The organism is Streptomyces sp. NPDC015130 (assembly GCF_043080005.1).
In the GTDB taxonomy this organism is placed as follows: domain Bacteria; phylum Actinomycetota; class Actinomycetes; order Streptomycetales; family Streptomycetaceae; genus Streptomyces.
The window spans coordinates 22950-49780 of the sequence record NZ_JBIBVC010000014.1; the positions used below are offsets into that span (position 1 = coordinate 22950).

The 26831-nt window shown below is 74.0% G+C and carries 20 protein-coding genes; 10 read left to right on the forward strand and 10 right to left on the reverse strand.

Features of this window, described 5'->3' with window-relative positions; all coding sequences use genetic code 11:
- The first annotated feature begins 25 nt into the window (after positions 1-25).
- From ACF08F_RS26360 to ACF08F_RS26385, 6 genes are all read left to right on the forward strand, one after another.
- On the forward strand, positions 26-3442 hold the full coding sequence (locus tag ACF08F_RS26360; RefSeq protein WP_392301009.1) for an SCO5717 family growth-regulating ATPase: 3417 nt from the start codon (positions 26-28) through the stop codon (positions 3440-3442).
- Between the two features lie 180 nt (positions 3443-3622).
- Positions 3623-5500 carry an ABC transporter substrate-binding protein gene (locus ACF08F_RS26365; RefSeq protein WP_392301146.1) on the forward strand — a complete coding sequence of 626 codons (1878 nt, stop codon included), beginning with the start codon at positions 3623-3625 and terminating at the stop codon, positions 5498-5500.
- Between the two features lie 3 nt (positions 5501-5503).
- Entirely contained in the window at positions 5504-6565 is a 1062-nt protein-coding gene (locus ACF08F_RS26370; RefSeq protein WP_392301010.1) for an ABC transporter permease, read from the forward strand.
- Positions 6562-7473 (forward strand): ABC transporter permease, encoded by a 912-nt coding sequence (locus ACF08F_RS26375; RefSeq protein WP_392301011.1) that lies wholly within the window; start codon positions 6562-6564, stop codon positions 7471-7473. Before ACF08F_RS26370 ends, ACF08F_RS26375 begins: the two co-directional genes overlap by 4 nt.
- A complete protein-coding gene (locus tag ACF08F_RS26380; RefSeq protein ID WP_392301012.1) occupies positions 7470-8444 on the forward strand; it encodes an ABC transporter ATP-binding protein in 975 nt (324 codons plus the stop codon). The genes ACF08F_RS26375 and ACF08F_RS26380 overlap by 4 nt, the downstream gene beginning before the upstream one ends.
- Entirely contained in the window at positions 8441-9451 is a 1011-nt protein-coding gene (locus ACF08F_RS26385; protein ID WP_392301013.1) for an ABC transporter ATP-binding protein, read from the forward strand. Before ACF08F_RS26380 ends, ACF08F_RS26385 begins: the two co-directional genes overlap by 4 nt.
- 75 nt (positions 9452-9526) lie before the next feature.
- Here the strand turns inward: ACF08F_RS26385 and ACF08F_RS26390 are convergent, their stop codons facing one another.
- From ACF08F_RS26390 to rimP, 9 genes are all read right to left on the reverse strand, one after another.
- Positions 9527-10492: a bifunctional riboflavin kinase/FAD synthetase gene (locus ACF08F_RS26390; RefSeq protein ID WP_392301014.1), complete on the reverse strand. Its 966-nt coding sequence runs from the start codon at positions 10490-10492 to the stop codon at positions 9527-9529.
- A gap of 40 nt (positions 10493-10532) precedes the next feature.
- The gene (locus tag ACF08F_RS26395) at positions 10533-14660 is read right to left on the reverse strand and encodes a trypsin-like peptidase domain-containing protein (protein WP_392301015.1); all 4128 of its coding nucleotides are present in this window, start codon (positions 14658-14660) and stop codon (positions 10533-10535) included.
- A gap of 170 nt (positions 14661-14830) precedes the next feature.
- Positions 14831-15730: a tRNA pseudouridine(55) synthase TruB gene (gene truB, locus ACF08F_RS26400; RefSeq protein WP_392301016.1), complete on the reverse strand. Its 900-nt coding sequence runs from the start codon at positions 15728-15730 to the stop codon at positions 14831-14833.
- Positions 15727-16167, reverse strand: coding sequence for a 30S ribosome-binding factor RbfA (rbfA, locus tag ACF08F_RS26405; RefSeq protein ID WP_392301017.1), 441 nt, complete (start codon positions 16165-16167; stop codon positions 15727-15729). Before rbfA ends, truB begins: the two co-directional genes overlap by 4 nt.
- Positions 16168-16197: 30 nt before the next feature.
- Positions 16198-16491: a DUF503 domain-containing protein gene (locus tag ACF08F_RS26410; RefSeq protein ID WP_019889861.1), complete on the reverse strand. Its 294-nt coding sequence runs from the start codon at positions 16489-16491 to the stop codon at positions 16198-16200.
- Positions 16492-16641: 150 nt separating this feature from the next.
- Positions 16642-19737: a translation initiation factor IF-2 gene (gene infB, locus ACF08F_RS26415; RefSeq protein ID WP_392301018.1), complete on the reverse strand. Its 3096-nt coding sequence runs from the start codon at positions 19735-19737 to the stop codon at positions 16642-16644.
- Between the two features lie 148 nt (positions 19738-19885).
- Positions 19886-20167 (reverse strand): YlxR family protein, encoded by a 282-nt coding sequence (locus ACF08F_RS26420; RefSeq protein WP_150265552.1) that lies wholly within the window; start codon positions 20165-20167, stop codon positions 19886-19888.
- 74 nt (positions 20168-20241) lie between these two features.
- Positions 20242-21237 carry a transcription termination factor NusA gene (nusA, locus tag ACF08F_RS26425; RefSeq protein WP_055641058.1) on the reverse strand — a complete coding sequence of 332 codons (996 nt, stop codon included), beginning with the start codon at positions 21235-21237 and terminating at the stop codon, positions 20242-20244.
- A 2-nt stretch (positions 21238-21239) separates the two neighbouring features.
- A complete protein-coding gene (gene rimP / locus ACF08F_RS26430) occupies positions 21240-21737 on the reverse strand; it encodes a ribosome maturation factor RimP (protein ID WP_392301019.1) in 498 nt (165 codons plus the stop codon).
- Between the two features lie 169 nt (positions 21738-21906).
- Between rimP and ACF08F_RS26435 the strand changes: the two genes are divergently transcribed.
- From ACF08F_RS26435 to ACF08F_RS26450, 4 genes are all read left to right on the forward strand, one after another.
- The gene (locus ACF08F_RS26435) at positions 21907-22509 is read left to right on the forward strand and encodes a hypothetical protein (protein WP_392301020.1); all 603 of its coding nucleotides are present in this window, start codon (positions 21907-21909) and stop codon (positions 22507-22509) included.
- Positions 22506-22922, forward strand: a complete 417-nt coding sequence (locus tag ACF08F_RS26440; protein ID WP_392301021.1) for a ferritin-like domain-containing protein — start codon at positions 22506-22508, stop codon at positions 22920-22922. Before ACF08F_RS26435 ends, ACF08F_RS26440 begins: the two co-directional genes overlap by 4 nt.
- A 71-nt stretch (positions 22923-22993) precedes the next feature.
- Positions 22994-23893: an aminoglycoside phosphotransferase family protein gene (locus tag ACF08F_RS26445; protein ID WP_392301022.1), complete on the forward strand. Its 900-nt coding sequence runs from the start codon at positions 22994-22996 to the stop codon at positions 23891-23893.
- Between the two features lie 67 nt (positions 23894-23960).
- Complete coding sequence (locus ACF08F_RS26450) at positions 23961-24983, forward strand: slipin family protein (protein ID WP_392301023.1); 1023 nt, start codon at positions 23961-23963, stop codon at positions 24981-24983.
- 73 nt (positions 24984-25056) lie between these two features.
- On the opposite strand, the gene ACF08F_RS26455 is transcribed toward ACF08F_RS26450, so the two are convergent.
- The gene (locus tag ACF08F_RS26455) at positions 25057-26760 is read right to left on the reverse strand and encodes a proline--tRNA ligase (RefSeq protein WP_392301024.1); all 1704 of its coding nucleotides are present in this window, start codon (positions 26758-26760) and stop codon (positions 25057-25059) included.
- Positions 26761-26831: the final 71 nt, after the last annotated feature.

Below are 26831 nucleotides of genomic sequence, written 5' to 3' on the forward strand. Positions count from 1 at the left end.
GTGCTCGACCACACCAGGAGGCAAAGTGAACGGCGATCGCGACGAGATCCACGGGGGTTGGAATCCGCCCGCCGACGATCAGTCCGACGCGGATCCCGCCGAGATGACGGGTGAGTTCACCATCGACTACACCCCGCCCGCCTGGTACACGCAGAACGCGTCCGGCGGTACCGCGGGGGGCGGGGTCACTCCCCCGCCGCCGAGCGGGGCGCCGGTCGCGGTCCCCGGACTCCCGGCGGGAAGCGGCTTCGAGCCCGGCTGGGGCGCGCAGCAGCCGCCGGCGCCGGTGCATCCCGTGGCTCCGGCTCCGATCGCCCCCGTGTCGCCCGTGGCTCCTGCCACTCCCCCTGCCTCTACTACTCCTGCGGCGCCGGGTGCTCCTGTGGCGCACGAGACGGGTGCGCCGGAGATGCCGGCGGCCGTGGTGCCGCCCGCGCCGCTGCCCGTGCCGGGACATGTGCCTGCCCCCGCTCCGGCGGCTGTGCCCGCGCCTCTGCCGATTCCCGCGCCCGCTGCCGAGTCGGCCGCGTCGGCTGGGGCGACCCCGGCCGGCGGTGTGCCGTTCGGCGGGGGCGACGTGGAGAGCGGCGCGACGATGCGCTTCTCGCCCGCCGCGCTCAAGCGCGAGATGGAGGAGCGCGCGGCCGAGGCCGCCGCCACCCCGTCTCAGCAGAACCCGGACGAGGACACGCCGGGCGCGGAGGGCTCCGAGGAGACCGACGGCTCGGCGTCCGCCGAGGCGGCAGCGGCGGCGGACGCCCCGGTCGCCGACGCCCAGCCGGAGGCCGCCGTCGACGCGGAAGCGGGCGCGGGCGCGGGCGCGGACCTGGCTGCCGCGTCGGGCGACAGCGCGGACTCCGGGTCGGTCGTGGACGCGAGCGCCGAGGTGTCCGGCGACGAGGCGCGTGCGGAGTCGGACGTCGACTTCTCCGGCCCGGACTCCGGCCCGGACTCCGGCTCGGACTCCGATTCCGGCGTCAGCTCCGGCTCCGACGACGTCGAGGCGGGCGGCTCTTCGGCCGCCGTGGCCGAGGCCGGAGCCGAGGACACGGGCACGGGCACGGGCACGGGCAGCGGTACGGAGCAGGGCGTCGGTCCCGCGCCGGCCGGGCTCCCCGTGGCGGACGCCGCCCAGGCGGACTTCGCGCAGGCGGCCCCGGGACCCTACCCGGGCGTCGCGCCGCAGGCCCCCTCGGTGCCCGGCGGCTACCCGCCCGCCGCCCCGCAGGGCGGAGCCGGCCTGCCGCCGTTGCCGCCGTCGTTCCAGCCGGCCGCGCCCGCAGCCGCACAGCAGTGGCCCGCGCAGCCCCTTCCGGGTGCCCAGCCGGTGCCGCAGGCAGCACCGCTGCCGCCCACCGCCGCCTGGCCCGCCCCCGCGACGCCCGGCGCCCCGGCTCCCGGCACCCCCGCTCCCGGCACCCCCGGCACCCCCGGACCCGGCGCCCCCGCGCCCGTACCGCCGCAGGCTCCGGGTGCGTACGGATACCCACAGCCCGGCGCCGTACCGCCGCAGACTCCGCAGGCTCAGCAGGGCGGCTACGGCTTCCCGCACCCCGGCACTCCCCCGCAGCCGGCGCAGGGCGGTTACGGCTACCCGCAGCAGCCCGGCGCAGCGGGCCTGCCGCCGCAGGCGCAGGCGCCGCAGGCAGCCGACGGGTACGGGTACCCGCATCCCGGTGCCGTACCGCCGCAGGAGGCGCAGCCGCCCGTCGACCCGCGGACCGGGGCCGCCTGGCCCTCGCCCGTGACGCACGATCAGCGCGAGCGCTCCGTGCCGGGCGCGCCGCTGGGCTACAACGCGGCCGTGGAGCTGTCCTCCGACCGGCTCCTGCGGAACAACAAGCAGAAGGCGAAGTCGAGCCGCAACCCCGGCGGCGCGGCGCGCTTCAAGCTCGGCGGCAAGAAGGAGGAGGCGGAGCGTCAGCGGAAGCTGGAGCTGATCCGCACGCCCGTCCTCTCCTGCTACCGGATCGCGGTCATCTCCCTCAAGGGCGGTGTCGGCAAGACCACGACGACGACCGCGCTCGGCGCGACCCTGGCGACCGAGCGGCAGGACAAGATCCTGGCGATCGACGCCAACCCGGACGCCGGCACGCTCGGCCGCCGCGTGCGGCGCGAGACCGGGGCGACCATCCGCGACCTGGTGCAGGCGATCCCGTACCTGAACTCGTACATGGACATCCGCCGGTTCACCTCGCAGGCGCCCTCCGGTCTGGAGATCCTCGCCAACGACGTGGACCCGGCCGTGTCGACGACGTTCAACGACGAGGACTACCGGCGTGCCATCGACGTCCTCGGCAAGCAGTACCCGATCATCCTCACGGACTCGGGCACGGGCCTGCTCTACAGCGCCATGCGGGGCGTGCTCGACCTCGCCGATCAGCTGATCATCATCTCCACGCCCTCCGTGGACGGCGCCTCCAGCGCCTCGACGACGCTGGACTGGCTCTCCGCGCACGGTTACGCGGACCTGGTGCAGCGCTCGATCACGGTCATCTCGGGGGTCCGTGAGACCGGAAAGATGATCAAGGTCGAGGACATCGTGCAGCACTTCCAGACCCGCTGCCGCGGTGTCGTGGTCGTGCCCTTCGACGAGCACCTGTCGGCCGGTGCCGAGGTCGACCTCGACATGATGCGGCCGAAGACGCGCGAGGCGTACTTCCACCTGTCGGCGATGGTGGCCGAGGACTTCGTCCGCGCCCAGCAGGCGCAGGGGCTGTGGACCGGCGACGGCCAGGGCGGGCTGCCGCCGCACATGGCCCCGCCGATGCCGGGCCAGCCGATGCCGGGCCAGCCGATGCCGGGCCAGCCGATGCCGGAGCAGTACGCGCCGGGTCAGTACCCGCCCGAGCAGTACGGGGGCGAGCAGTACGGGGCGGGGCGGCCGCTGCCCGGCCAGTTCCCGCCCGGTCAGTTCCCCCCGGGTCAGTTCCCCCCGGGTCAGCCCGCGCCCGGACAGCCGGCGCCGGGGCAGCCCGCGCCGGGGCAGTACGCCCCCGGACAGCCCCTGCCCGGACAGCCGGCGCCCGGACAGCCCCTGCCGGGGCAGTACGCTCCCGGGCAGCCCGCACCGGGTCAGCCGTACGCGCCCCAGGCTCCGCAGCCCGGACAGGCCTACGCTCCGCAGGGCCAGCAGCCCGGGCAGCCGTACCCCCAGCCGGCGTACCCCCAGCCGGGTCAGCCGGTGCCGGGCCAGCCGGTGCCCGGCCAGTACGCGCCGGGCCAGTACGCGCCGGGGCAGCCCGCTCCCGGGCAGCCGTACCCGGGCCAGGCCCCGCAGCCGTATCCGCAGCAGCCGGGTCAGCCCGGTCAGCCGGGTGTGCCGCAGGCCTGGCAGCAGCAGCCTCCGCAGGATCCGGCGCAGCCCCAGCCCGGGCAGCCGCTGCCCCCGCAGGCCGACCCGCAGGGGCCCGGGCAGGTACCGCCAGCCCCTCAGCAGTAGGGCGTCACAGGCTTAGACCAATGAGGCTCCGTATCGGTCGTCCGATACGGAGCCTCTTGGCATTCCCGCAGACCACAAGGGGTTTGACGCATCGTTGACGCGGTCGGCCGCCGCTGATAGACCTTCGCTTCACCAGTTGGCGCCCCCAAGATCCACGACACGAGGTCACGTCCTATGGTCATGGTCACGAAGGTCCCCTCCCGTCCGGCCGCCCCCCGAAGACTCCTCCGGCTGCTTCTCGCCACGGGTGTCGCCGCCACCGCACTCTCCGCCGTCCCCCAGGCCGCACAGGCCACACCGGCGGCCCCCGCCGCTCCCGTCGCACAGGCCACCGCCGATGACGCCAAGACCGGCGGCGCGACCCTCACGGTGGCCGTCTCGCAGAGCATCGACTCGCTGAGCCCGTTCCTCGCCCAGAAGCTCACCTCGACCAGCATCCACCGTCTGGCCTACGAGTACCTGACCAACTACGACGCGAAGGACGCCCGGACGATCCCGGGTCTGGCGACCGCCTGGTCGCCCTCGGCGGACAAGCTGACGTGGACGTACACGATCCGCGAGGACTCGAAGTGGTCCGACGGGAAGCCGGCCACCGCCGAGGACGCGGCCTGGACCTTCAACAAGATGATGACCGACCCGAACGCGGCCACCGCGAACGGCAGCTTCACCGCCAACTTCAGGAAGGTCACCGCCCCCGACCCCCGGACGCTCGTCATCGAGCTCAAGAAGCCGCAGGCGACGATGACCGCGCTCGACGTGCCGATCGTGCCCAAGCACGTCTGGGAGAAGGTCGGCGACTTCTCGAAGTTCAACAACGACCAGGCGTTCCCGATCGTCGGCAACGGCCCCTTCGTCATCACCGACTTCAAGGTCGACCAGTACATCAAGCTGAAGCCGAACAAGACGTTCTGGCGGGGCGCACCCAAGTTCGACGAGCTGGTGTTCAAGTACTACAAGGACGGTGACGCCGCCGTCGCCGCGCTCCAGAAGGGCGAGGTGTCCTTCGTACCGAACCTGACGCCCGCCCAGGCGGCGGCGCTGAAGACGCAGAAGAACATCAGGGTGAACGACGCTCCCGGTCGGCGCTTCTTCGCCATCGCCACCAACCCGGGCGCCCGCTCCCAGGACGGGAAGACCTTCGGCAACGGCCACAAGGCGCTGCTCGACCCGGCGGTGCGCAAGGCGCTCTTCCTCGCGGTCGACCGGACGACCATCGTCGACAAGGTCTTCCAGGGCCACGCCGTCGAGGGCGAGGGGTACATCCCGCCGCGCTTCGGCTCGTACTTCTGGAAGCCGGAGGCCGCCCAGAAGCGGGCCTACGACCCTGCCGCGGCGGCGAAGGTCCTCGACGCCGCCGGTTACCGGAAGAACGGCGCGGGCAAGCGGGTCGGCAAGGACGGCAAGGCGCTGGACTTCCGGATCCTGTGTCACGCCACCGACCCGAACGACAAGGCGATCGGCAAGTACCTCCAGGAGTGGTGGGGCGCGCTCGGCATCGGGCTGAAGGTCGAGTGCCTGGACAGCGTCTCCGACCCGTGGGTCAAGGGCGACTACGACCTGGCCTTCGACGGCTGGTCGGTCAACCCGGACCCGGACTACGTGCTGTCGATCCACACCTGCGGCACGCTCCCGGCGACGCCGAAGGACAGCGGCGCGACCGACAACTTCATCTGCGACAAGGAGTTCGACACGCTCTACGCGCAGCAGGCGGTGGAGTACGACGCCGCCAAGCGGGCGGATCTGGTCAAGCGGATGCAGTCCCGGCTGTACGACACGGGGTACATGAACATCATGGCCTACCCGAACGCCCTGGAGGCGTACCGCACGGACCAGATCAAGTCCATCACGACCATGCCGGAGGCCGCCGGCAACCTGTGGGGGCAGGACGGCTACTGGAGCTGGTGGTCGGCCGTGCCCACCGCCGCCGCCTCCGACGACACGGACGAGAGCTCCTCCCCCGGGGTGTTCATCGGCGTGGGCGCCGCGGCGGTGGTCCTGGTCGGAGCGGGTGTCTGGGCCGCCCGGCGCCGCCGCACGAGCGCCGACGACCGCGAGTAGTCCGTGACGACGGCAAGCACCCCCGCCGACGTGGCGCGGGCCGAACAGGCCCGCGTCACGGACGGCGCGACCCGCACCGGTTCCTCCCTCGGCTACCTCCGCCACGCGGCGGGGAAGCTGGGCGGCGCACTCGTCTCGCTCCTCGCCGTGCTGGTCACCAGCTTCTTCCTCTTCCGGATCATCCCCGGCGACCCGGTGAAGGCGATGACCCACGGCGTGCCCACCACGGCCGAGCAACTCGCCACACTCCGGCGCCAGTTCGGGCTCGACCTGCCGCTCTGGCAGCAGTTCACCGACTACTGTGCGAAGGCGCTGAGCGGCGATCTCGGCACCTCCTTCCAGTTCCGCGCCCCCGTCGGGGAGCTGATCGCGGAGAAGCTGCCCGCGACGCTGTTGCTGACCGGGGTCGCCGTGGTGATCTACTCGGCGCTCGGCCTCTGGCTCGGCACCCGCTCGGCCTGGCGCCACGGCCGCCTCGGCGACAAGCTGAACACCGGGATCGCGCTGACCCTGTGGTCGGTGCCGTCGTTCTGGCTCGGGCTGCTGCTCATCATCGTGTTCTCGGTCGGTATGGGTCCGATCCCGGGGCTCTTCCCGACCGGCGGCATGGAGTCCGGCACGGGCGAGACCGGCTTCGGGTACGTCCTCGACGTCGCCCACCACCTGGTCCTGCCCGTCGTGACGCTGGTGGCCGTGGGGTATGCGCAGACCCTGCTCGTGATGCGCTCCTCGCTCCTCGACGAGATGGGCGGCGACTATCTGACGACGGCGCGGGCGAAGGGGCTGCGGGACGACGTCGTACGGCGCCGGCACGCCGTGCCGAACGCGCTGCTCCCGACCGTCACCATGATCTTCATCAACCTGGGTCATGTGGCGGCCGGCTCGATCCTGGTGGAGACGGTGTTCTCCTGGCCGGGGCTCGGCGGGCTCTTCTACCAGGCGCTCAGCGTGCCCGACCTGCCGCTCGTCCAGGGCCTGTTCGTGGTCTTCGCCGGCGCGATGATCCTGATGAACCTGATCGCCGACCTGCTCTATCCGCTGCTCGATCCCCGGGTGGGCCGATGACGACCGCGAAGACGCCCGCCGCCACGACCTCGCTGGTGTGGCAGCGCCGCCGGGCCTCGGTGGCCCGCTTCTGGAAGCAGTACCGCACCCACCGCGCCGGGCTCTACGGCCTCGCCGCGCTCGCCGTGATCGCGCTGCTCGCCCTCACCGCCCCGCTGACCGTCGGCGCGGACGTCCAGTCGGTGACGGCGGCGCCCGGCGGGCCGCTGGAACCGCCGAGCGCCGAATTCCCCCTCGGAACAGACCAGTTCGGGCGCTCGCTGCTCGGGCTGCTGATCTGGGGAGCCCGGATCTCACTGCTCGTGGGGCTGCTCGCGGCGGCCCTCTCGGTCGCCATCGGCACCGTGGTCGGGGTCGTCGCCGGGCACTACGGCGGCTGGTTCTCGACGGTCGTCATGCGGATCACGGACTGGTTCCTGGTGATGCCGACTCTGGTCCTCGCGATCGTGCTCGCCACCGTCATGTCCCGGTCGATGTGGACGGTGGTCGTGGCGATCGGCGTGACCGCCTGGCCGACGACGGCCCGCCTGGTGCGGGCGCAGACGATCGCGGTCGAGTCCCGCCCGTACATCGAGCGGGCGACAGCGCTCGGCGGCGGCCACGGGCACGTCATGAGCCGGCACGTCCTGCCGAACGTGATGCCGCTGGTGCTCGCGCAGACCACGCTCGGCATCTCGACGGCCATCCTCACCGAGGCGACCCTCGCCTTCCTCGGGCTCGGGGACCCGACGGTGGTCTCCTGGGGCGGGATGCTCCAGGACGCCCGGGAGGCGGGCGCGGTCTCCTCCGGCCACTGGTGGTACCTGGCTCCGCCCGGCATCGCGATCGCGCTGGTCGCGCTCGCCTTCACCCTCTGCGGCCGGGCCGTCGAGGCCGTTCTCAACCCGAAGCTGGGGGTGGGGCGTTGACCGCCCGAAGCCTGCTCGAGATCAAGGACCTGCGGGTGACGTACGGCTCCGGCGCCGCGGCCGTGCCCGCCGTGCGCGGGGTCGACCTGACGCTGGAGGCGGGGAGCAAGCTGGGGGTGGCGGGCGAGTCGGGCTGCGGCAAGTCGACGCTCGCGCTCGCGCTGCTCCGGCTCCTCCCCTCCTCGGCGCGCATCGAGGGCGAGGTGCTGCTCGACGGGGAGGACGTCCTCGCGATGTCGTGGGGGCGGCTGCGGGCGGTGCGCTGGGCGGGCGCGTCGATCGTCTTCCAGGGCGCGATGCACTCGCTCAACGCGGTGCACCGGATCGGGGACCAGATCGCCGAGCCGCTGCTCGTGCACGGCAGGTCGACCCCGGCGGCGGCCCGCCGGCGCGTGGGCGAGCTGCTGGAACACGTGGGCCTGCCCGCCGCGCGCGCGGCCGCCTACCCGCACGAGCTGTCCGGCGGCCAGCGGCAGCGCGTGATGATCGCGATGGCGCTCGCCTGCGACCCGCGGCTGATCGTCGCCGACGAGCCGACGACCGCGCTCGACGTGATGATCCAGGCACAGATCCTGCGGCTGATCGAGCGGCTCGTCGCCGAGGAGTCCATCAGCCTGCTGATGATCAGCCACGACCTGGCCGTCCTCGCCGACACCTGCGACCGGCTGGCCGTGATGTACGCGGGGCGGGTCGTCGAGGAGGGGCCCGCGCGGGCCGTGTACGAGGCGGCCGAGCACCCGTACGGGCGGGCGCTGTCCTCGGCGTTCCCCCGGATCGGGGACCTCGCGTCCCGGCGGGCGCCGCGCGGCCTGCCGGGCGACCCGCCGGACCCGGCCGACCTGCCGGGCGGCTGCGCGTTCCATCCGCGCTGCGCTGTGGCGGTGGACGCCTGTACGGAGCTCGACCAGGAACTACGGGAGGCGGGCGCGGGCCATCGGGCCGCGTGCGTCCATGTGGGGAGCACGCCATGAGTACGGACACGGCCGTGGGCACGAGGACGTCGACGAGGTCGCTGCTCTCGGCACGCGGGCTGCACGTCACCTTCCCGGGGCGGCGGGGCGCGCCGCCCGCGCGCGCGGTGGACGGCGTGGACCTCGACGTCGGCGCCGGCGAGATCGTCGCGCTCGTCGGCGAGTCGGGGTGCGGCAAGACGACGCTGGCCCGCTCGCTCCTGGGCCTGGTGCGGCCCACCGCGGGCACGGTCGCCTTCGACGGGAAGCCGCTCGCGTACACCTCCGGGGCGCTCAAGGCCTACCGGAAGCGGGCGCAGCTGGTCCTCCAGGACCCGAGCGGTTCGCTGAACCCCCGGCACACGGTGTACGACGCGGTGGCGGAGGGGCTGCGGATCCACGGGTACGCGGGGGACGAGCGGGCGGCGGTCGCCGGCGCCCTCGCGCGGGCCGGGCTCCGGCCGCCGGAGCGGTTCTTCCTGCGCTATCCGCACGAGCTGTCCGGCGGCCAGCGGCAGCGCGTGGTCATCGCGGGCGCGCTCGTCCTGGAACCCGAACTGATCGTCGCCGACGAGCCGGTGGCCTCCCTCGACGCGTCCGTACGGGGCGAGATCCTGGCGCTGCTGCTGCGACTGCGGGACGAACTGGGGCTCTCGGCGCTGGTGGTGACGCACGACCTGGGGCTCGCGTGGAACATCGCGGACCGGGTGGCGGTGATGTATCTGGGCCGGGTCGTGGAGACGGGTCCCGTGGAGACGGTCCTGGCGGCCCCCCGGCACCCGTACACACAGGCGCTGTTGTCGGTGCTTCCCGAGTCGGCGGGCGCTCCGGTCGTCCTGACCGGAGAGCCCCCGGACCCCTCGCGCATCCCGTCCGGCTGCCGCTTCCACGCCCGCTGCCAGGTCCTCGCCTCGGGCGAGGCGGCCCCGGTCGCGGACCTCTGCCGGGGCGAGAACCTGCCCGTCCTCGACGGCGGAGGGGCACGCGCGGTGGCGTGCCACTGGGTGGCCCGGGAGACGACGGCCTGAGCCCGCCGCCTCGGGCACGGGCCCGCCGGAGGCGGCCCATCGGGCTCGCGGCTCCTGGAGTCCGACGTGCCGCCGCTACGGGGCGGGGTTCTCCCGGTCGTACGTCTCCGTCAGCTCGCGGCTCCGCTTCACGTCCGCCGCCATCGCCTGGAGCAGGTCGTCGAGGGTGTCGAACTTGAGCATGCCGCGCACGTACGCCAGGAAGTCCACGGCCACGTGGAGCCCGTACAGGTCGAGGCCCTCGCGGTCGATCGCGTACGCCTCGACCGTCCGCTCCGTGCCGTCGAACTGCGGGTTCGTGCCGACGGAGATCGCCGCCGGCATGCGCTCGCCGTCGGCGGTCAGCCAGCCGGCGTAGACGCCGTCCGCGGGGATCGCGGTGTGCGGCAGGGTCTCGACGTTGGCCGTCGGGAAGCCCAGCTCGCGACCGCGCTGCGCGCCGCGGACGACGATGCCCTCGACGCGGTGCGGGCGGCCGAGGATCTCGGCCGCCCCGGCCATGTCGCCCTCGGCGACGAGCCGGCGGGTGAGCGTGGAGGAGAAGGGCTGGCCGCCGCCGGCCGAGCCGCTGACGTACAGGTCGATGACCTCGACCTCGTAGTCGTAGGTCTCGCCCAGCTCGGCGAGGAACGCCACGTTCCCGGCGGCCCGGTGGCCGAAGCGGAAGTTGGGGCCCTCGATGACCGCCTTGGCGTGCAGCTTGTCGACGAGGACCTTGACGATGAAGTCCGCCGGGGAGAGCTGGGAGAACTCGGCGGTGAACGGCAGCACGAGCACCGCGTCGACCCCGAGGCCGCCGATCAGCTCGGCGCGCCGGTGGTGCGGGGCGAGCAGCGGCGGGTGGCTGCCGGGCCGCACGACCTCGGAGGGGTGCGGGTCGAAGGTGACCACGACGGAGGGGACGCCGAGCTCCCGGGCGCGCTCGACGGCACGCCCGATGATCAGCTGGTGTCCGCGGTGCACCCCGTCGTAGGAGCCGATGGTGACGACGCTGCGCCCCCAGTCCTGGGGGATGTCCTCCAAGCCACGCCAGCGCTGCACTGTGACCGCTCCTCGTCCGCCTGTTCGCCCTGTTCGCCGATTACGCAGGTCTAAGACTGCCATGCCCGCGCCCGTCGGTCCGCATCGGCATGGAAGTGCCGGGACTCCGCAGCACCCGGAGGGTCTCGGGACCGAGCAGCGGAGCCCACTCCCCCGGTACGGCGACGGTCCAGACGACGAGGAGCCCGGCGAAGCCGGGGCGTTCGCCGGCGAGCCCCGCCAGGACCCGGTCGAGCCGTCCCGCGCCTTCGGGGGTACGGGTGTACAGGGCGGCGGCCCGGTGGACGAGCTCCCGTGTGCGGGGCTCGCTGCGCAGCCCGGCGCCCTCGGCGGCGGCGGTCAGGAGCGCGTCCAGGACGGAGAGCTCCCCGGCCTCGGCCTCGTACCGCTCGTGGTCCAGGAGTACGTCGAGCAGCTCGGCCCGCAGATGGCGGGAGGCGCCCGTGCCGGGGGCGGCGAGCACGGGGGCGAGGGCGCGGCGGACCACGGCGGGGCGGCCCCGGATCAGCCCGGAGACCAGGGGGAAGAGGACGGCGCGGGCGGCCGGGCCGTCCTCGAACCGCCGGTCCACGTAGCCGGCGACGTGCGCGGCGCCCTCGGGGAGGCGGGCGACGTAGTCGCGGACGAGGGCGGCGACGCGCCGGGTGAGCGCGGGGGTGTCGATCTCGGCGAGGGCGCGCAGCGCGCCGGCGGCCTCCTCCCCCGTGCCGTGCAGCCGGGACCGGAAGGCGGTGAGGACCGGTCCCGGGTGGGTCGCGAGGGCCTCGGCGAGGGCGGCGGCGGGCACCCGGGGTTCGGCGATGGCGCGGGGCAGATGGCGGGCCCGGGTGTGCGGGTCGCGGACGAGCAGGCCGAGGGCGGGGCCGTGGAGGGCCTGGTCGCCGGGGCGGGCGAGCAGGGCGAGGGCGGCGTAGCGGAGGAGCTCGCGGTCGGCGGGGGCGGTGAGGCGGTCGGCGACCAGCTGTCCGTACGCGGCGGCGGCGACCCGGCGCTCGGGGCGGCCGTCGTCGTGGGCCCAGCGGTCGACGGCGCGGCAGAGCGCGGAGGGCTCGTCCTCGGCGAGGGCGGCGAGCAGGCCGTCGGCGAGCGGGTGGGCGGTGGAGACGAGCGCCTCGCAGAGGTCGTCGACGGCGAGTCCCCGGTGGGTGTGCAGGAGGGCCTGGGCTGCGGTGGCGACGGTCGCGTGCGGGGCGGCGGGCAGGGGGCGTTCGTCGCCGAACCAGCGGCACAGCAGCGGCTGGACGCCCCGGGGGTCGGCGACGAGCAGCGCGGCGACGGCGTCGAGGCTCCGGTCGCCGTCTCCCCCGGGCGTCCCGGCCTGGGGCGGGTCGGCGGGCACGAGCCGCCGCAGCAGGTCGATCCGCTCGTCCTCGCCGAGCGGGAGCCCCTGCCAGAAGGCCACGCCGAAGCCGGCGAAGACCGGGTGGGGCGCGGGGCGGCCGCCGATTCGGTCGGCGAGGAGCCGCAGGACGGGCAGGTACGGCCGGGGGTCGGGCACCCGGCGTGCGGTCTCCCCGAGGAGCCGGACCGCCCACCAGACGGCGTCGGCGTACGGGTGGGGGGCGCCGGTCCGGTCGCCGCCCCGCGCTCCCGCGTCCGCGAACCGGTCGAGGGACTCCACGAGCGCGGCGAGGCGCGGGGCGAGCGCGCCGGGCCCCTGCTCGCGGTGGAGGCGCAGCAGCGCCTGGAGGACGGGGCCGATGCGGTGGCGGGGCACGGGCAGGTGCTCGGCGGCGGGCTCGCCCGTCGCAGGGGTCCGCTGGCGGGGGACCTCGGCGCCGGAGCGGGCCACCGGAGCGGCGGGCTCCCGGCGGGCCCGGCGGGCCCGGCGGCGCCCGGTCGGCGCCGGGGGGACGGGGTCCTCGTCGGACGGCCGCGCGGGAGGTACGGCGCCGGGCTGCCCCGTCAGGGGCACGAGCGCCCCGTCGCTGGCGCCCGCCGGGGAGGCGCCGCCCCAGGCCGCCGCACCCGGGCCCGAGGCGGAGCCGGACGGAGTTCCGGAACCACCGCCCGGTCCGCCGTCGGGCGGTCCGCCGCTGTCCGGTCCGCCACAGGGCGGTACGTCGGAACCGGCCCCGGCCCAGGCACCGGCGCCCCGCGCGGAAGCGGAACCGCGCCCGGGACCCTGCCCGCGCCCCGGCTCCCGACCGCGCACGGGATCGCGCCCCGGCTCCCCACCGCGCACGGGTTCCTGCCCGCGCCCCGGCTGCCCATCGCGCCCGGGTTCCTGCCCGCGCCCGGAATCATCCTGCTCGTGCCACGTGGTGGAACCGGGTCCCGGGGTGGCACCCGGGCCCGGCGCGAAGCCCGCGCCCACGGCCGGGTCCATGGCCGTGGCCCGGCCCGCGAGGTCTGCCGTGGCCGCCGTCCCCCCGGCCTCCGCCCGGGACCGGGCGGGTGTCGGGGGGACGCTGCTGTGGACCAGGGCGTGGAGGGCGGTGTCCAGGTCGAGGTGGGCGGCCTGGAGCCAGTCGGCGAGTTCCTCGTGGGCGAAGCGGTAGCCGGAGCCGGCGGGGACGAGGAGGCCTTCGGTGAGGACGGCCGAGGCCCAGCCCTCGCGCCAGGGGAACAGCTCCTCGAAGGAGGCCCGGTCGAGGACGCCGTGGCCGGGGCCGAGACAGCGGCGGGCCGCCTCGTGGACCTGGCCGGCGACCCGGGCGGCGAGCAGCCGCACGGCGGTCCCCCGGGGGAGGGGCCGGGAGCCCGCGGCGACCCGGACGGCGACGCGCAGGCACATCAGGTCGACGTGGGCCGTGAAGATCTCCTCCCGGCCCGGCCGGCCCGGGACCTCGCCCGGGAGCGCCGCCCGGACCTCGGCGAGCAGCCGGAGGGCGAGCGGATGGCGGGCGTCCGCCTCGGCGAGGTCGGTCTCGCCGATCCCGTACCCCTGTCCGACGGCCCGGGCCTCGGTCTCGGTGTACGGGCCGAGCACGAGGGCGGCGGGCAGGTCGTCTCCGTTGCCCTGGGCCGGCCGGTGCAGGGCCCCGGGGCCGTAGAGCGCGCCGGCGAGGTCCCAGTGCTCGGGGCGGCAGGCGGTGACCAGGCGGGCCCCGTGGTCGCGCAGCCACCGCTCGGTGGCCCCGGTCCAGTCGGCGAGGCGGTGGGCGAGGAGCGGCGGCATCTCCTCGGGGCCGTCGAGGACGACGAGCAGGGGGCGGCCCGCGTCGCGGGCGAGGGCGGCGGCGCGCTCCGGGGTGGCGGTCGCGGTGTCGCCGAGCGCCCCGGCGGCGGCGACGATCCGGCCCGCCTGGCGCAGGGCGCGGCCGACGGCGTCGGCGAGCGAGCGGTCCTCGGCGCGGAGGTCGGCGCCGCGCAGCCGGACCGTGGGGGCGGGTGCGGCGCCCTGGGAGCGGCGGGCGCAGAGCGCGGCGAGGGCGGTGGTGCGGCCGGTGCCGGGGGCGCCGACGAGCGCGAGAACGGGTGCCTCGCCGGCCGTGAAGCGGGCGAACTCCCGGGCGCACTCGGGGCGTTCGACGGGCTCGGGCCAGGGGTCGGGTTCCCGCGCCGGGCCGGTGGAGGTGGCGGTGAGCTCCAGGATTCCGGCGAGGTTGAGGTCCGGTCCGTAGGCGGGGACGGTGGCCGCGTTGCGCCGCAGGAGGGCGGCGAGCGGGCCGTCGGGGCGGAGCGGCACCGCGTATCCGGCGGCCGGGCGCCTTCCGTGCAGGGCGGTGCCGAGGACGGCGACGACGGTGCCGGTGGCGGTGTCGAGGACGGGGCCGCCCGCGGCCCGGCCGCCGCGGCGGAGGGCCTCGGCGCCCTCGGTGCCGATGGCGAGTTCGAGGGCGTCGGCGAGGAGGTGGAAGCGGTCGGCCGCGGCGTAGGTGACGGCGGCGGGGCCGAGGACCCGGGCCTCGCGCCAGCCGTGGGCGGCGATCCGGACGTAGGTGCCGGGCTCGATCTCGGGGCGGGTCGCGAGCGCGACGGGGCGGATGCCGAGCCCCTCGGTCCGTACGAGCGCGAGGCCGCTCTCCGGCAGGGGGGTGACGGCCTCGGCCTCGGCGAGCCAGGTGAGGTCGCCTGGGGCGTGCAGGACGAGACGCGCGAGCCCGTCGACCGCTTCGTGGCTGGTCACGACCGTGCCGTGATGATCGGCGAGGAATCCGGTGCCGCGCGGCCGGCCCGCCGGATCACGGATTTCCACCAGCGTCGCCAGGTCCCCGCGTCCCATGGTGTCGACGGTAGGTCGACGGTGATCACCCGGAGAACCGAGTCGGGAAACGCGCCCCCCGACGCTCCCCCGTTTCACTCCGAGCGCCTCCCCGATGGGGTGAAATATCTCGGAAGACACGTGTAGGGCGGACACGCGTGCGTGTCCGCCCTACACGCGACGATCAGACCTCAGCCGAAGACGGCGAGGCTCTTGGCCTTCCCCCGCTGCGCCTCGACCAGCGCGAGGAGCTTCCCTTCGGGCCCGAAGACCGCGACGGGACCCGTCGGGTACTCCGGCATCTCCAGCCGGACCCCGTTCAGGAGCAGCCTGGCCCGCTTCTCGTCGACGTCCCAGCGCGGGAACGCCGCCGTGGCCGCCTCGGCGACCGGCATGACCGTGAGCTCCTCCTGGAGCTGGTCGAGCGTCCGGGCCGCGTCGAGCTTGTACGGGCCGACCCGGGTGCGGCGCAGCGCGGTCAGATGGCCGCCCACGCCGAGTCCGGCGCCGAGGTCCCGGGCGAGCGCCCGGATGTACGTACCGGAGGAGCAGACGACCGAGACGACCAGGTCGACGACGGCGGTGCCGTCCTCGGCCGTGGCTTCCCGGACGTCGTACACCTGGAAGGAGGAGACGGTGACCGGGCGGGCCGGGATCTCGAACTCCTCGCCGCCGCGGACCCGCGCGTACGACCGCTTGCCGTCGATCTTGATCGCGGAGACCTTCGACGGCACCTGCATGATGGCGCCGGTCAGCTCGGCCACGCCCGCGTCGATCTGCTCCCGGGTGACCTTCGAAGCGTCGACCGACGCCGTGATCTCGCCCTCGGCGTCGTCGGTGATCGTGGTCTGGCCCAGGCGGATGGTGCCCAGGTACTCCTTCTCGGTCAGCGCGAGGTGACCGAGGAGCTTGGTCGCCCGCTCCACGCCGAGGACGAGGACGCCCGTGGCCATGGGGTCGAGCGTGCCCGCGTGGCCGACCCGGCGGGTCTTGGCGATCCCGCGCATCTTGGCCACGACGTCGTGCGAGGTGAAGCCCGACGGCTTGTCGACGATGACCAGGCCGTCGGGCGTCTTTGCTGCGTTGCTCATTCGGAGGCTTCGTCCTCGCCCGGCTTCTTGTAGGGGTCGGCGTCGCCGGCGAAGGAGGCGCCCGAGGAGGCCTCCCGCACCTGGGCGTCCGAGGCCCGCGCCTTGTCGAGGAGGTCCTCGATCGTCCGCGCGTTCTCCGGGAGGGCGTCCGCCATGAACGTCAGGGTGGGGGTGAACTTGGTGCCCGCCGCCCGGCCCACGGCCGAACGGAGGATGCCCTTGGCGCTCTCCAGGCCGGCCGCGGCGCTCGCCCGGTCCTCGTCGTCGCCGTAGACCGTGTAGAAGACCGTGGCCTCCCGCAGGTCACCGGTGACGCGGGTGTCCGTGATGGTCACGTGCGTACCCAGGCGCGGGTCCTTGATGCCGCGCTGCAGCTTCTCGGCGACCACCTCCCGGATGAGGTCTGCCAGCTTCTTCGCCCGCGCGTTGTCGGCCACTGGTCCTTCTCCTTCTTCGCCTTGCTCAAATCAGTCTTCATCAGTGTGGAGCCTGCGGCGCACCGACAGCAGCTCCACCTCGGGACGCGCGGCGACGAGCCGCTCACAGCGGTCGAGCACGTCCGATACGAACCCCGGGTCCCCGGACACCAGCGCGACGCCCAGCCGGGCCCTGCGGTGGAGGTCCTGGTCGCCCACCTCGGCCGCGCTCACAGAGAACTTGCGCTGGAGCTCGGCGACGATGGGGCGGACCACGGAGCGTTTCTCCTTCAGCGAGTGGACGTCGCCGAGGAGCAGATCGAAGGACAGAGTCCCCACGTACATGCGGTGCCGGATGTCCCGCCGGTTCGGGTTCGGTGGCCTGCCGGGCCGTCGCTCGGCAGGGACACCAGAACCGTACACGCAACGGCCGGGGCCGATCGACGGAATAACTTCCACCGACCGGCCCCGGCTCACTGCTGCGATCGGACGCGATCAGGCGCGGGGCTTCTCGCGCATCTCGTACGTCGCGATGACGTCGTCGATCTTGATGTCGTTGAAGTTTCCGAGGTTGATACCACCCTCGAAGCCTTCGCGGATCTCGGTGACGTCGTCCTTGAAGCGGCGCAGACCGTGGATCGTGAGGTCCTCGGCGATGACCTTGCCGTCGCGGACGAGGCGCGCCTTGGTGTTGCGCTTGACCTCGCCGGAGCGGATGAGGACACCGGCGATGTTGCCCAGCTTGGACGAGCGGAAGACCTCGCGGATCTCCGCCGTACCGAGCTCGACCTCTTCGTACTCCGGCTTGAGGAGACCCTTCAGGGCCGCCTCGATCTCCTCGATGGCCTGGTAGATCACCGAGTAGTACCGGACGTCGACGCCCTCGCGCTCCGCCATCTGCGCGGCACGGCCGGCCGCACGGACGTTGTAGCCGATGACGATGGCGTCGGAGCCCATGGCCAGGTCGATGTCCGACTCCGTGACCGCACCCACACCGCGGTGCAGGACGCGGATGTCGACCTCTTCGCCGACGTCGAGCTGGAGCAGCGAAGCCTCGAGGGCCTCGACCGCACCGGACGCGTCGCCCTTGATGATGAGGTTGAGTTCCTGGACGAGACCGGCCTTGAGCACCTTGTCGAGGTCCTCGAGGGACACCCGGCGGACGCGCTTGGCGAAGGCGGCGTTGCGCTCACGCGCAGCGCGCTTCTCGGCGATCTGACGCGCCGTACGGTCCTCGTCGACCACCAGGAGGTTGTCGCCGGCACCCGGCACGTTGGTGAGACCGAGCACCAGGACGGGAGTCGACGGGGTCGCCTCCTCGACGTTGTTGCCCTTGTCGTCGAGCATCGCCCGGACGCGGCCGTACGCGTCGCCGACCACCACGGTGTCGCCGATGCGCAGCGTTCCGCGCTGGACCAGGACGGTCGAGACGGCACCACGACCACGGTCGAGGTGGGACTCGATGGCAATACCCTGCGCGTCCTGGTTCGGGTTGGCCCGCAGGTCGAGCGAGGCGTCGGCGGTGAGGACGACGGCCTCCAGCAGGGAGTCGATGTGCAGACCCTGCTTGGCGGAGATGTCGACGAACATCGTGTCGCCGCCGTACTCCTCGGCCACCAGACCGAACTCGGTCAGCTGACCGCGGACCTTGGTCGGGTCGGCACCCTCGACGTCGATCTTGTTGACCGCGACGACGATCGGGACGCCGGCGGCCTTGGCGTGGTTGAGCGCCTCGATCGTCTGCGGCATGACGCCGTCGTTGGCCGCGACCACGAGGATCGCGATGTCGGTCGACTTCGCACCACGGGCACGCATGGCGGTGAACGCCTCGTGACCCGGGGTGTCGATGAAGGTGATGCGACGCTCTTCGCCGTTGACCTCGGTACCCACCTGGTAGGCACCGATGTGCTGGGTGATGCCACCGGCCTCGCCCGCGACGACGTTCGTCTTGCGGATCGCGTCGAGCAGTCGGGTCTTACCGTGGTCGACGTGACCCATGACGGTGACGACCGGGGGACGGGAGACCAGAGCCTCTTCGCCGCCCTCGTCCTCGCCGAACTCGATGTCGAAGGACTCGAGGAGCTCGCGGTCCTCCTCCTCCGGGCTGACGATCTGGACGACGTAGTTCATCTCGTCGCCGAGCATCTGCAGCGTGTCGTCGGAGACGGACTGCGTGGCCGTGACCATCTCACCGAGGTTCATCATCACCGCGACGAGCGACGCCGGGTTGGCGCCGATCTTCTCGGCGAAGTCGGTGAGGGAGGCACCGCGCGACAGGCGGATGGTGTCGCCGTTGCCGCGAGGCAGCATCACGCCGCCCACGGACGGGGCCTGCATGGCCTCGTACTCCTGGCGCCTCTGACGCTTCGACTTGCGACCACGACGCGCGGGACCGCCGGGGCGACCGAAGGCGCCCTGCGTGCCACCACGTCCGCCCGGGCCACCGGGACGCCCACCGAAGCCGCCGGGACGACCGCCGAAGCCGCCGCCACCGCCGCCGGGACCACCCGGACGACCGCCGCCGCCACCGGGACCACCGGGACGGCCGGCGAAGCCGCCGCCGCCACCGCCGGGACCGGCCGGACGACCGGCGAAGCCGGGACGACCGCCACCGCCGCCGCCGGGACCACCCGGACGGCCGCCGGGGCCACCGGGACCACGGCCGCCAGGACCGGGGCGCGGGCCGGCAGCGGGACGCTGCGGCATCATGCCCGGGTTTGGACGGTTACCGCCGGGCGCGCCGCCCGGACGGGGAGCCTGCGGACGCGGCATGCCACCGGGGGTGGGACGCGCGCCGCCCTGGCCCTGCGGACGCGGGGCGCCACCGGGGCCGCCCTGCGGACGCGGAGCGCCCGGAACGGCGCCGGGGCCGCCCTGCGGACGCGGGGCGCCGCCGCCGGGACGGGGCGCCTGCGGGCGCGCCATTCCGGTGGAGCCACCCGAGGTGAAGGGGTTGTTGCCCGGACGCGGACCGGCCGGACGGGCACCGCCCGGACGGGGAGCACCCTGGCCCTGCGGACGCGGGGCACCCTGACCCTGACCCTGCGGGCGCGGGGCCTGCTGGGCGGGGCGGGCGGCCGGGCGGGGGCCCGGGGTCGCGCCGGCGGGACGCTGGGCGGCCGGGGCCGCCGGAGGCGCGGTGAACTCCGGGGTCGTCGGAGCCGGGGAGGCCGGCGCCGGCTTCGGCGCGGCCGGGGGCTTCGGACCCGGGGTGGGACGCGAGCCCGGAGTGGGCGCCGCGGCGGGCTTCTCCGCGACCACGGGCTTGGGCGCCGCCGGGGCGGGTGCTCCAGGCTTCGGGGCGGAGGGACGTACAGCCTGCGCCGGGGACGGCGCGGCGGGGGAGGCCGGCGCCGGCTTCGGCGCGGCGGGGGAAGGCGCTGCCTTGCGGGGCGCGCCGGGCTTGGCAGCGGTCTTGCCGGCGTTGCCACCGGGACCCTGCAAAGCGTCAGTCAACTTGCGCACGACCGGCGCCTCGATCGTCGAGGACGCCGAACGGACGAATTCACCGAGTTCTTGGAGCTTGGCCATGACGACCTTGCTCTCCACGCCGAACTCCTTGGCGAGTTCGTATACCCGGACCTTAGCCACTTCGCTCCTTTGAGGTCCGGTTACCGCCGGACCGTCGCTACTTCATGGGCGTACTCATCGCGTACTCATCGAGTGCTCATCGCAATCTCGACCTACTTCCAACTCGCGAGGTACCTGACCGCACGGTGATCCGTGCCGTACATCTTCATCACTGCGGTGCCGATGGCTCGACGTGGTGACGGAGTTCCGCGGTGTCGAGCGGGCCCTGGACCTTGAAGGCCCTGGGGAACGCTCGGCGGCGGACCGCCAGGTCGAGACAGACCACGGCGGGGTGCAGGTACGCACCCCGGCCGGGCAGCGTACCGCGATGATCCGGAACACACTCGTCCTTATTCACCACGATCCGCAGCAGATCGCTCTTGGCCGCTCGCTCCCGACATCCCACACAGGTTCGTTCAGGGCATACGCGGGCTTGCGTCCGGCCAGACACGATTAAGTCTACCTCCCCGTACCGACCTCACCCGTTCAGGGCAAGAATCGAACAGCTGTTGGCCAAAAACGGTCTCAGTCCTGCGGACCGGTCGGCTCGGTGTCCGGACGGATGTCGATCCGCCAGCCGGTGAGGCGCGCGGCCAGGCGGGCGTTCTGCCCCTCCTTGCCGATCGCCAGCGACAGCTGGTAGTCGGGCACCGTCACACGGGCGGACCGGGCGGCCAGGTCGACGACCTCGACCTTGGAGACCCGCGCCGGGGAGAGCGCGTTCGCCACCATCTCGGCCGGGTCGTCCGACCAGTCGACGATGTCGATCTTCTCGCCGAGCAGCTCCGCCATCACGTTGCGGACGCGGCTTCCCATCGGGCCGATGCAGGCGCCCTTGGCGTTCAGGCCCGAACGGGTGGCGCGCACGGCGATCTTGGTGCGGTGGCCGGCCTCACGGGCGATGGCCGAGATCTCGACGGAACCGTCGGCGATCTCGGGCACCTCCAGCGCGAAGAGCTTCTTCACCAGATTGGGGTGGGTGCGCGAGAGGGTGACGGACGGACCGCGGACACCGCGGGCCACCCGGACGACGTACGTGCGCAGCCGCAGACCGTGCGAGTAGTCCTCGCCCGGCACCTGCTCCTGCACCGGGAGGATGGCCTCCAGCTTGTCGTCCAGCCGGACCAGGACGTTCTTCGGGTCCTTGCCCTGCTGCACCACACCGGCGACGACGTCGCCCTCGCGGCGCGCGTACTCGCCGAACGTCACGTCGTTCTCGGCGTCCCGCAGCCGCTGCTGGATCACCTGGCGGGCCGTGCTGGCCGCGATCCGGCCGAAGTCCGACGGGGTGTCGTCGAAGTCCTTGGGCTCCTGGCCCTCCTCCAGCTCGGAGGGGTCTTCCTTCGCCCACACCGTCACGTGACCGGTCTGCCGGTTCAGCTCCACGCGCGCGTGGCGGCGGGCGTCGGGGGTGCGGTGGTAGGCGATGAGGAGGGCCGACTCGATCGCCTCGACCAGCAGGTCGAAGGAGATCTCCTTCTCATTCGCCAAGCCCTTGAGCAGCTTCACGTCGATGTCCACGGCTACGCCTCCTCTTCCTTCTTGTCCTTGCGGTTGAACTCGATCTCGACACGCGCCTTGGCGATGTCGGTGAACTCGACCCGGCGGGCGGTGGGCTTGCGCCCCTTCACGCCCGGCACTTCGAGGTCGAGGCCGTCCTCGTCCACGGCGAGGATCCGGGCGACGAACTCCTCGCCCGCGGCGAGCTGGAGCTTGGCCAGCCTGCCGGTGGCCCGCACGTAGTGGCGGTGCTCGGTCAGGGGGCGGTCGGCGCCGGGGGAGCTGACTTCGAGGACGTACTCGCCCTCGCCCATCACATCGGTCTCGTCGAGCTTCTCGGAGATCTCACGGCTCAGCTCGGCGCAGGCGTCCAGCTCCACGCCCTCTTCCGAGTCGACGACCACGCGCAGCAGTCCGCGACGGCCTGCCCGGGACACCTCGATCTCTTCCAGATCCAGGTCCTTCGCGTCGACGAGCGGCTCAATGAGTCCGCGCAGCCTGTCGCTCTGGGTGGTGCTCATCCGGGTGACTCCTCGGCCGCGTGTGCTGTTGTGGGTTCCGTCGCGTGTCAGACCAAAGGGTATCCGGTCCCGGAGGGTGTTGCCGTCCACCGCCCCGGGGCCCGCGGGTACGCTCGCCTGCGGTGATCTCGACGATCTTCGACGACGCACGACGGACGAGGGAGAGAGCGTGACGACGACGGGCAGGCGCGCACTCCTCAGGGCGGGCGCGGCCGCGGGCGCGACGGCCCTCGTGGGCTGCACCTCCGACGCCGGGGGCGGCGGCGGTACGCGGAGGCCGAGCGCCGCCGAGCTGGAGGCCGAACGGGTGGCCCGCGCCGAGGCGGCACTGCGGCTCCGCTCGGTGACCGCCGCGCGGGGCCTGCTGGAACGTTACGACGCGGTGCTCGCCACGCATCCCGCCCTCGCGCCCCGGCTGACGCCGCTGCGCCGTTCGGTGGCGGCGCACGCGCAGGCCCTGGGCGAGGGCGGGACGACGGCGCGACCCGCGGCCGCGACCCCCTCGGCCGCCGCGCCGACGCCCGCCTCGGCCTCCCCCTCCCCCGCCACGGCGTCCCCGTCGGCCTCCTCCGGACCGAAGCCGCCGCCGGTGCCGGTGGCCGCCGATCCGCGCGCGGCACTCAAAGAGCTCGCGGCGGCCGAGCGGGAGGCCTCCGACCGGCACACGAAGGCCCTGGTCACGGCCCCGCCCGAGTACGCGCGCCTGCTCGCCTCCGTGGCGGCGGCGGGCGCCGCGCACGCCTACCTGCTGACCGAAGGAGCACCGGCATGAGCGCCCTCGACGCCGCCCAGGCGGCCCTGGCCGCCGAACACGCCGCGGTGTACGGCTACGGGGTCGTCGGCGGCCGGATCGGCACGGCGCGCAGGGCCGAGGCCACCGCCGCCTACGAGGCCCATCGGGCCCGCCGGGACGCGCTGCGCCGCACCGTGCGCGACCTCGGCGGCACGCCGGTGGCCGCGGCGGCCGCGTACGAGCTGCCGTTCCGGGTCGCCGACCCGGCCGGGGCCGTGCGGCTCGCGGCCGTGCTGGAGGACCGGGTGGCCGGGGTGTACTCCGACCTCGTCCGGGCCGGGCAGGGGCCGCTGCGGAGCGAGGCGGCCGCCGCGCTGCGCGAGGCGGCGGTCCGCGCGGTCCGCTGGCGCGGCAGCGACGTAACCTTTCCTGGGCTCGCCGAGCGGGTGTGAGCCGGGCCCCGACCGGGCCGGCCGATCGTCGGACGGACCGTCACACCGAACGTCAGAAGGACAACGCACGCATGGCTTTCGAACCGCCGCAGCGACTCGTACGGGCGCTCGGTGAGACGTACGGGGAGACCGCGGCGAACGAGTGGCTCGGGGAGCTGCCGGAGCACGCGCGGGCCGTGCTCGACCGCGCGTCCCTCGACGCCGAGCGGGTGACGGCCCCCGGCGGGCGGAGCAGTCTGGTCCTCCTCGTCCGGCGCCCCGACGACTCCCCCGCGGCCCTGAAGATCGCGCCGCCGTTCACCCGGCCCGAGTGGGAGCGGGACGCGCTGGCGCACTGGAACGGCTGGGGTGCCGTCCGGCTGCTCGACGAGACCCCCGAGGGCGGCCTCGTCCTCGAACGGCTGCACCCCGACGTCTCGCTGCGCTCCCTGCCGGAGGCGAAGGCGCTCCTGGAGGCCGCCGGGACCGTGCGGAAGCTGTGGGTGGATCCGCCGGCCGGGCACGGTTTCGAGTCGGTGGCCGAGCGGACGGAGCGGCAGGCCGCGGCGATGGAGCCGTACCGCGCGGACCCGGCGGCGGCCGGGCTGACGGCGGCGGCGCTCGCCGCCCGCGAGGAGCTGGTGGCCGCCCCGGGCGAGTCGCTGCTGCTGCACGGCTGCTTCCGCCAGGGCAAGGTGCTGGGCGGCGACCGGGCCCCCTGGCTCGCCGTCGGGCCCGAGCCGCTCGTCGGCGAGCGCGCCTACGACCTGGCGCGGCTCGTCCGCGACCGGGTGGAGGACCTGGTGGGCGCCTCGGCGGGGGCCTCGATCGCCCGACGCCGGGTGAACAAGCTGGCGGACTCGCTGGACGTGGACCGGGAGCGGCTGCGCGGCTGGACGCTGTTCCGCGCGGTCGAGTCGGGGACGCGGGCGCTCGCGGCGGGGCGGCGGCAGGACGCGGAGCTCCTCATGGAGTTCGCGAGCTGGCTGTAGGGGAATACCCTTCTTGTAACGTTCGCCGGTCCTCGGCGTACGGCCGGCTCGGCTCCAGGGGGCCGTGATGATCGAAGAGCTGCTGATGGCGGCGGCCGCCGCGGCCGCGACGGCCGGGGTGTACGCGGCCGCGGCGGCGCGGGTCGTGAAGCAGTACGAGCGCGGGGTCGTCTTCCGCTTCGGGCGGCTGCGCGAGGAGATCCGCTCGCCCGGGTTCACGATGATCGTCCCGGTCATCGACCGCCTCCACAAGGTCAACATGCAGATCGTCACGATGCCGGTGCCGGCCCAGGAGGGCATCACCCGGGACAACGTCACGGTGCGGGTGGACGCGGTCGTGTACTTCAAGGTGGTCGACGCGGCGGACGCGCTGGTGCGGGTGGAGGACTACAAGTTCGCGGTCTCGCAGATGGCGCAGACCTCGCTGCGGTCCATCATCGGCAAGAGCGACCTGGACGATCTGCTGTCCAACCGGGAGAAGCTCAACCAGGGCCTGGAGCTGATGCTGGACAGCCCGGCGATGGGCTGGGGCGTCGCCATCGACCGGGTCGAGATCAAGGACGTGTCCCTGCCGGAGACGATGAAGCGCTCGATGGCCCGGCAGGCGGAGGCGGACCGGGAGCGGCGGGCCCGGGTGATCAACGCGGACGCGGAGCTCCAGGCGTCGAGGAAGCTGGCGGAGGCGGCCGAGGTGATGTCGGAGCAGCCGGCGGCGCTGCAGCTGCGGCTGTTGCAGACGGTGATGGCGGTGTCGGCGGAGAAGAACTCGACGCTGGTGCTGCCGATCCCGGTGGAGCTGCTGAGGTTCCTGGAGCGCGCGACGCCGGTGTCCGGGGCGTCCGGCGAGGAGGCCGAGGCGGTGTCGCCGGCACCGGACCGGAATCTCGCTCCGGCACCGGACCAGACCCTCGCCCCGGCACCGGACCAGACCCTCGCCCCGGCACCGCACCAGGCACCGCCGCATCAGGCACCCGCTCCGGCCCTGCCGCTGAGCGAGGCGTATCTCAGGGGCCGGGCGGCGGCGGTGGACGCGATCGAGGACCTGACGGGCGCCTCGGTGGATCCCGTGGCGCACGAGGACGCGACCTGAGACCTCCGGGCATGCCGGAGGGGCGGGGCCCGCGGCCCCGCCCCTCCGTCGCGTCAGGTCACGTGCCCCGCGGTCAGGCGGTGAGGCGGGCGATCGCCTCGTCGACCGTGAGCTCCTCGCGCTCGCCCGTGCGGCGGTCCTTCAGCTCCACGACCCCCTCGCCGGAGCGGCGGCCCGCGACCAGGATCTTCGGGACGCCGATGAGCTCGGCGTCCGTGAACTTGACGCCCGGGGAGACGCCCGCGCGGTCGTCGGTCAGGACGCGCAGGCCGGCGGCGGCCAGCTTGTCGGAGACCTCCAGGGCCAGCTCGGTCTGGAGGGCCTTGCCGGCGGCGACGACGTGGACGTCGGCCGGGGCGACCTCGGCGGCCCAGCACAGGCCCTTCTCGTCGGCGGTCTGCTCGGCGAGCGCGGCCACGGCGCGGGTGACGCCGATGCCGTACGAGCCCATGGTCACGCGGACGGGCTTGCCGTTCTGGCCGAGGACGTCGAGCTTGAGGGCGTCGGCGTACTTGCGGCCCAGCTGGAAGATGTGGCCGATCTCGATGGCGCGGTCCAGCTTGAGGCCGGTGCCGCACGCGGGGCACGGGTCGCCCTCCTGGACGACGACGACGTCGACGTACTCCTCGACCTCGAAGTCACGGCCCGCGACGACGTTCTTCGCGTGCATGCCCTCCTTGTTGGCACCCGTGATCCAGGAGGTGCCGGGCGCCACGCGCGGGTCGGCGAGATAGGTGACCTTCTCCAGGCCCTGCGGGCCGACGTAGCCGCGGACGAGGTCGGCGCGCTGCGCGAAGTCCTCCTCCGTCACCAGCTCGACCGTGGCCGTGGGGCCGAAGTGCTCCTCGACCTTGTCCATGTCGACCTCGCGGTCGCCGGGGACGCCGATGGCGACGATCTCGCCGTCGACCTTCACCAGGAGGTTCTTGAGCGTGGCGGAGGCCGGCACGCCCAGCGAGGCGGCGAGCGTCTCGATGGTGGGGGTGTCGGGGGTCGGGATCTCCTCGGCGGCGGGGACCGCGCTGCCGTCGACCGGCTTCACGGCCTGGTAGACGGCCTCGGTGTTCGCGGCGAAGTCGCAGTTCGGGCAGTCGGCGAAGGTGTCCTCGCCGGCGCCGGCCGGGGCCAGGAACTCCTCGGACTTCGAGCCGCCCATCGCGCCGGCGGTCGCGGCGACGATCCGGTAGTCGAGGCCGAGGCGCTCGAAGATCCGCTGGTAGGCCTGGCGGTGCAGGGCGTAGGACTGGGCGAGGCCCTCGTCCTCGGTGTCGAAGGAGTACGAGTCCTTCATGAGGAACTCGCGGCCGCGCAGGACGCCGGCGCGGGGGCGGGCCTCGTCGCGGTACTTGTTCTGGATCTGGTACAGGATGACCGGCAGGTCCTTGTAGGACGAGCACTGGTCCTTCACGAGGAGGGTGAAGATCTCCTCGTGGGTGGGGCCGAGGAGGTAGTCGGCACCCTTGCGGTCCTGGAGGCGGAAGAGCTCCGCGCCGTACTCCTCCCAGCGGCCGGTCGCCTCGTAGGGCTCGCGGGGCAGCAGCGCGGGCAGGAGGACCTCCTGCGCGCCGATGGCGTCCATCTCCTCGCGGACCACGCGCTCGACGTTGGCGAGGACCTTCAGGCCGAGGGGCAGCCAGCTCCAGATGCCGGCGGCGGTGCGGCGGACGTAGCCGGCGCGCACGAGGAGCTTGTGGCTGAGGACCTCGGCGTCCGCCGGGTCGTCGCGCAGCGTCTTCGCCATCAACTTCGACATGCGCTGGACCGGTGCGTTGGCCATGGTTCTCGTACTCCTGCCGGATGTGGGTCCCCCCTGCTCGAGCGCAGCCGAGAGCTCGGGGGAGGGTGATG

Bases quoted from the DNA above. Each gene is read 5' to 3' on its own strand.
- truB (WP_392301016.1), bottom strand. From the start codon at position 15,730: ATGAGCAACGCAGCAAAGACGCCCGACGGCCTGGTCATCGTCGACAAG.
- ACF08F_RS26455 (WP_392301024.1), bottom strand. From the start codon at position 26,760: ATGGCCAACGCACCGGTCCAGCGCATGTCGAAGTTGATGGCGAAGACG.
- ACF08F_RS26445 (WP_392301022.1), top strand. From the start codon at position 22,994: ATGGCTTTCGAACCGCCGCAGCGACTCGTACGGGCGCTCGGTGAGACG.
- ACF08F_RS26450 (WP_392301023.1), top strand. From the start codon at position 23,961: ATGATCGAAGAGCTGCTGATGGCGGCGGCCGCCGCGGCCGCGACGGCC.
- ACF08F_RS26365 (WP_392301146.1), top strand. From the start codon at position 3,623: ATGGTCACGAAGGTCCCCTCCCGTCCGGCCGCCCCCCGAAGACTCCTC.
- ACF08F_RS26375 (WP_392301011.1), top strand. From the start codon at position 6,562: ATGACGACCGCGAAGACGCCCGCCGCCACGACCTCGCTGGTGTGGCAG.
- ACF08F_RS26440 (WP_392301021.1), top strand. From the start codon at position 22,506: ATGAGCGCCCTCGACGCCGCCCAGGCGGCCCTGGCCGCCGAACACGCC.
- ACF08F_RS26395 (WP_392301015.1), bottom strand. From the start codon at position 14,660: ATGGGACGCGGGGACCTGGCGACGCTGGTGGAAATCCGTGATCCGGCG.
- ACF08F_RS26410 (WP_019889861.1), bottom strand. From the start codon at position 16,491: ATGTACGTGGGGACTCTGTCCTTCGATCTGCTCCTCGGCGACGTCCAC.
- rimP (WP_392301019.1), bottom strand. From the start codon at position 21,737: ATGAGCACCACCCAGAGCGACAGGCTGCGCGGACTCATTGAGCCGCTC.
- ACF08F_RS26385 (WP_392301013.1), top strand. From the start codon at position 8,441: ATGAGTACGGACACGGCCGTGGGCACGAGGACGTCGACGAGGTCGCTG.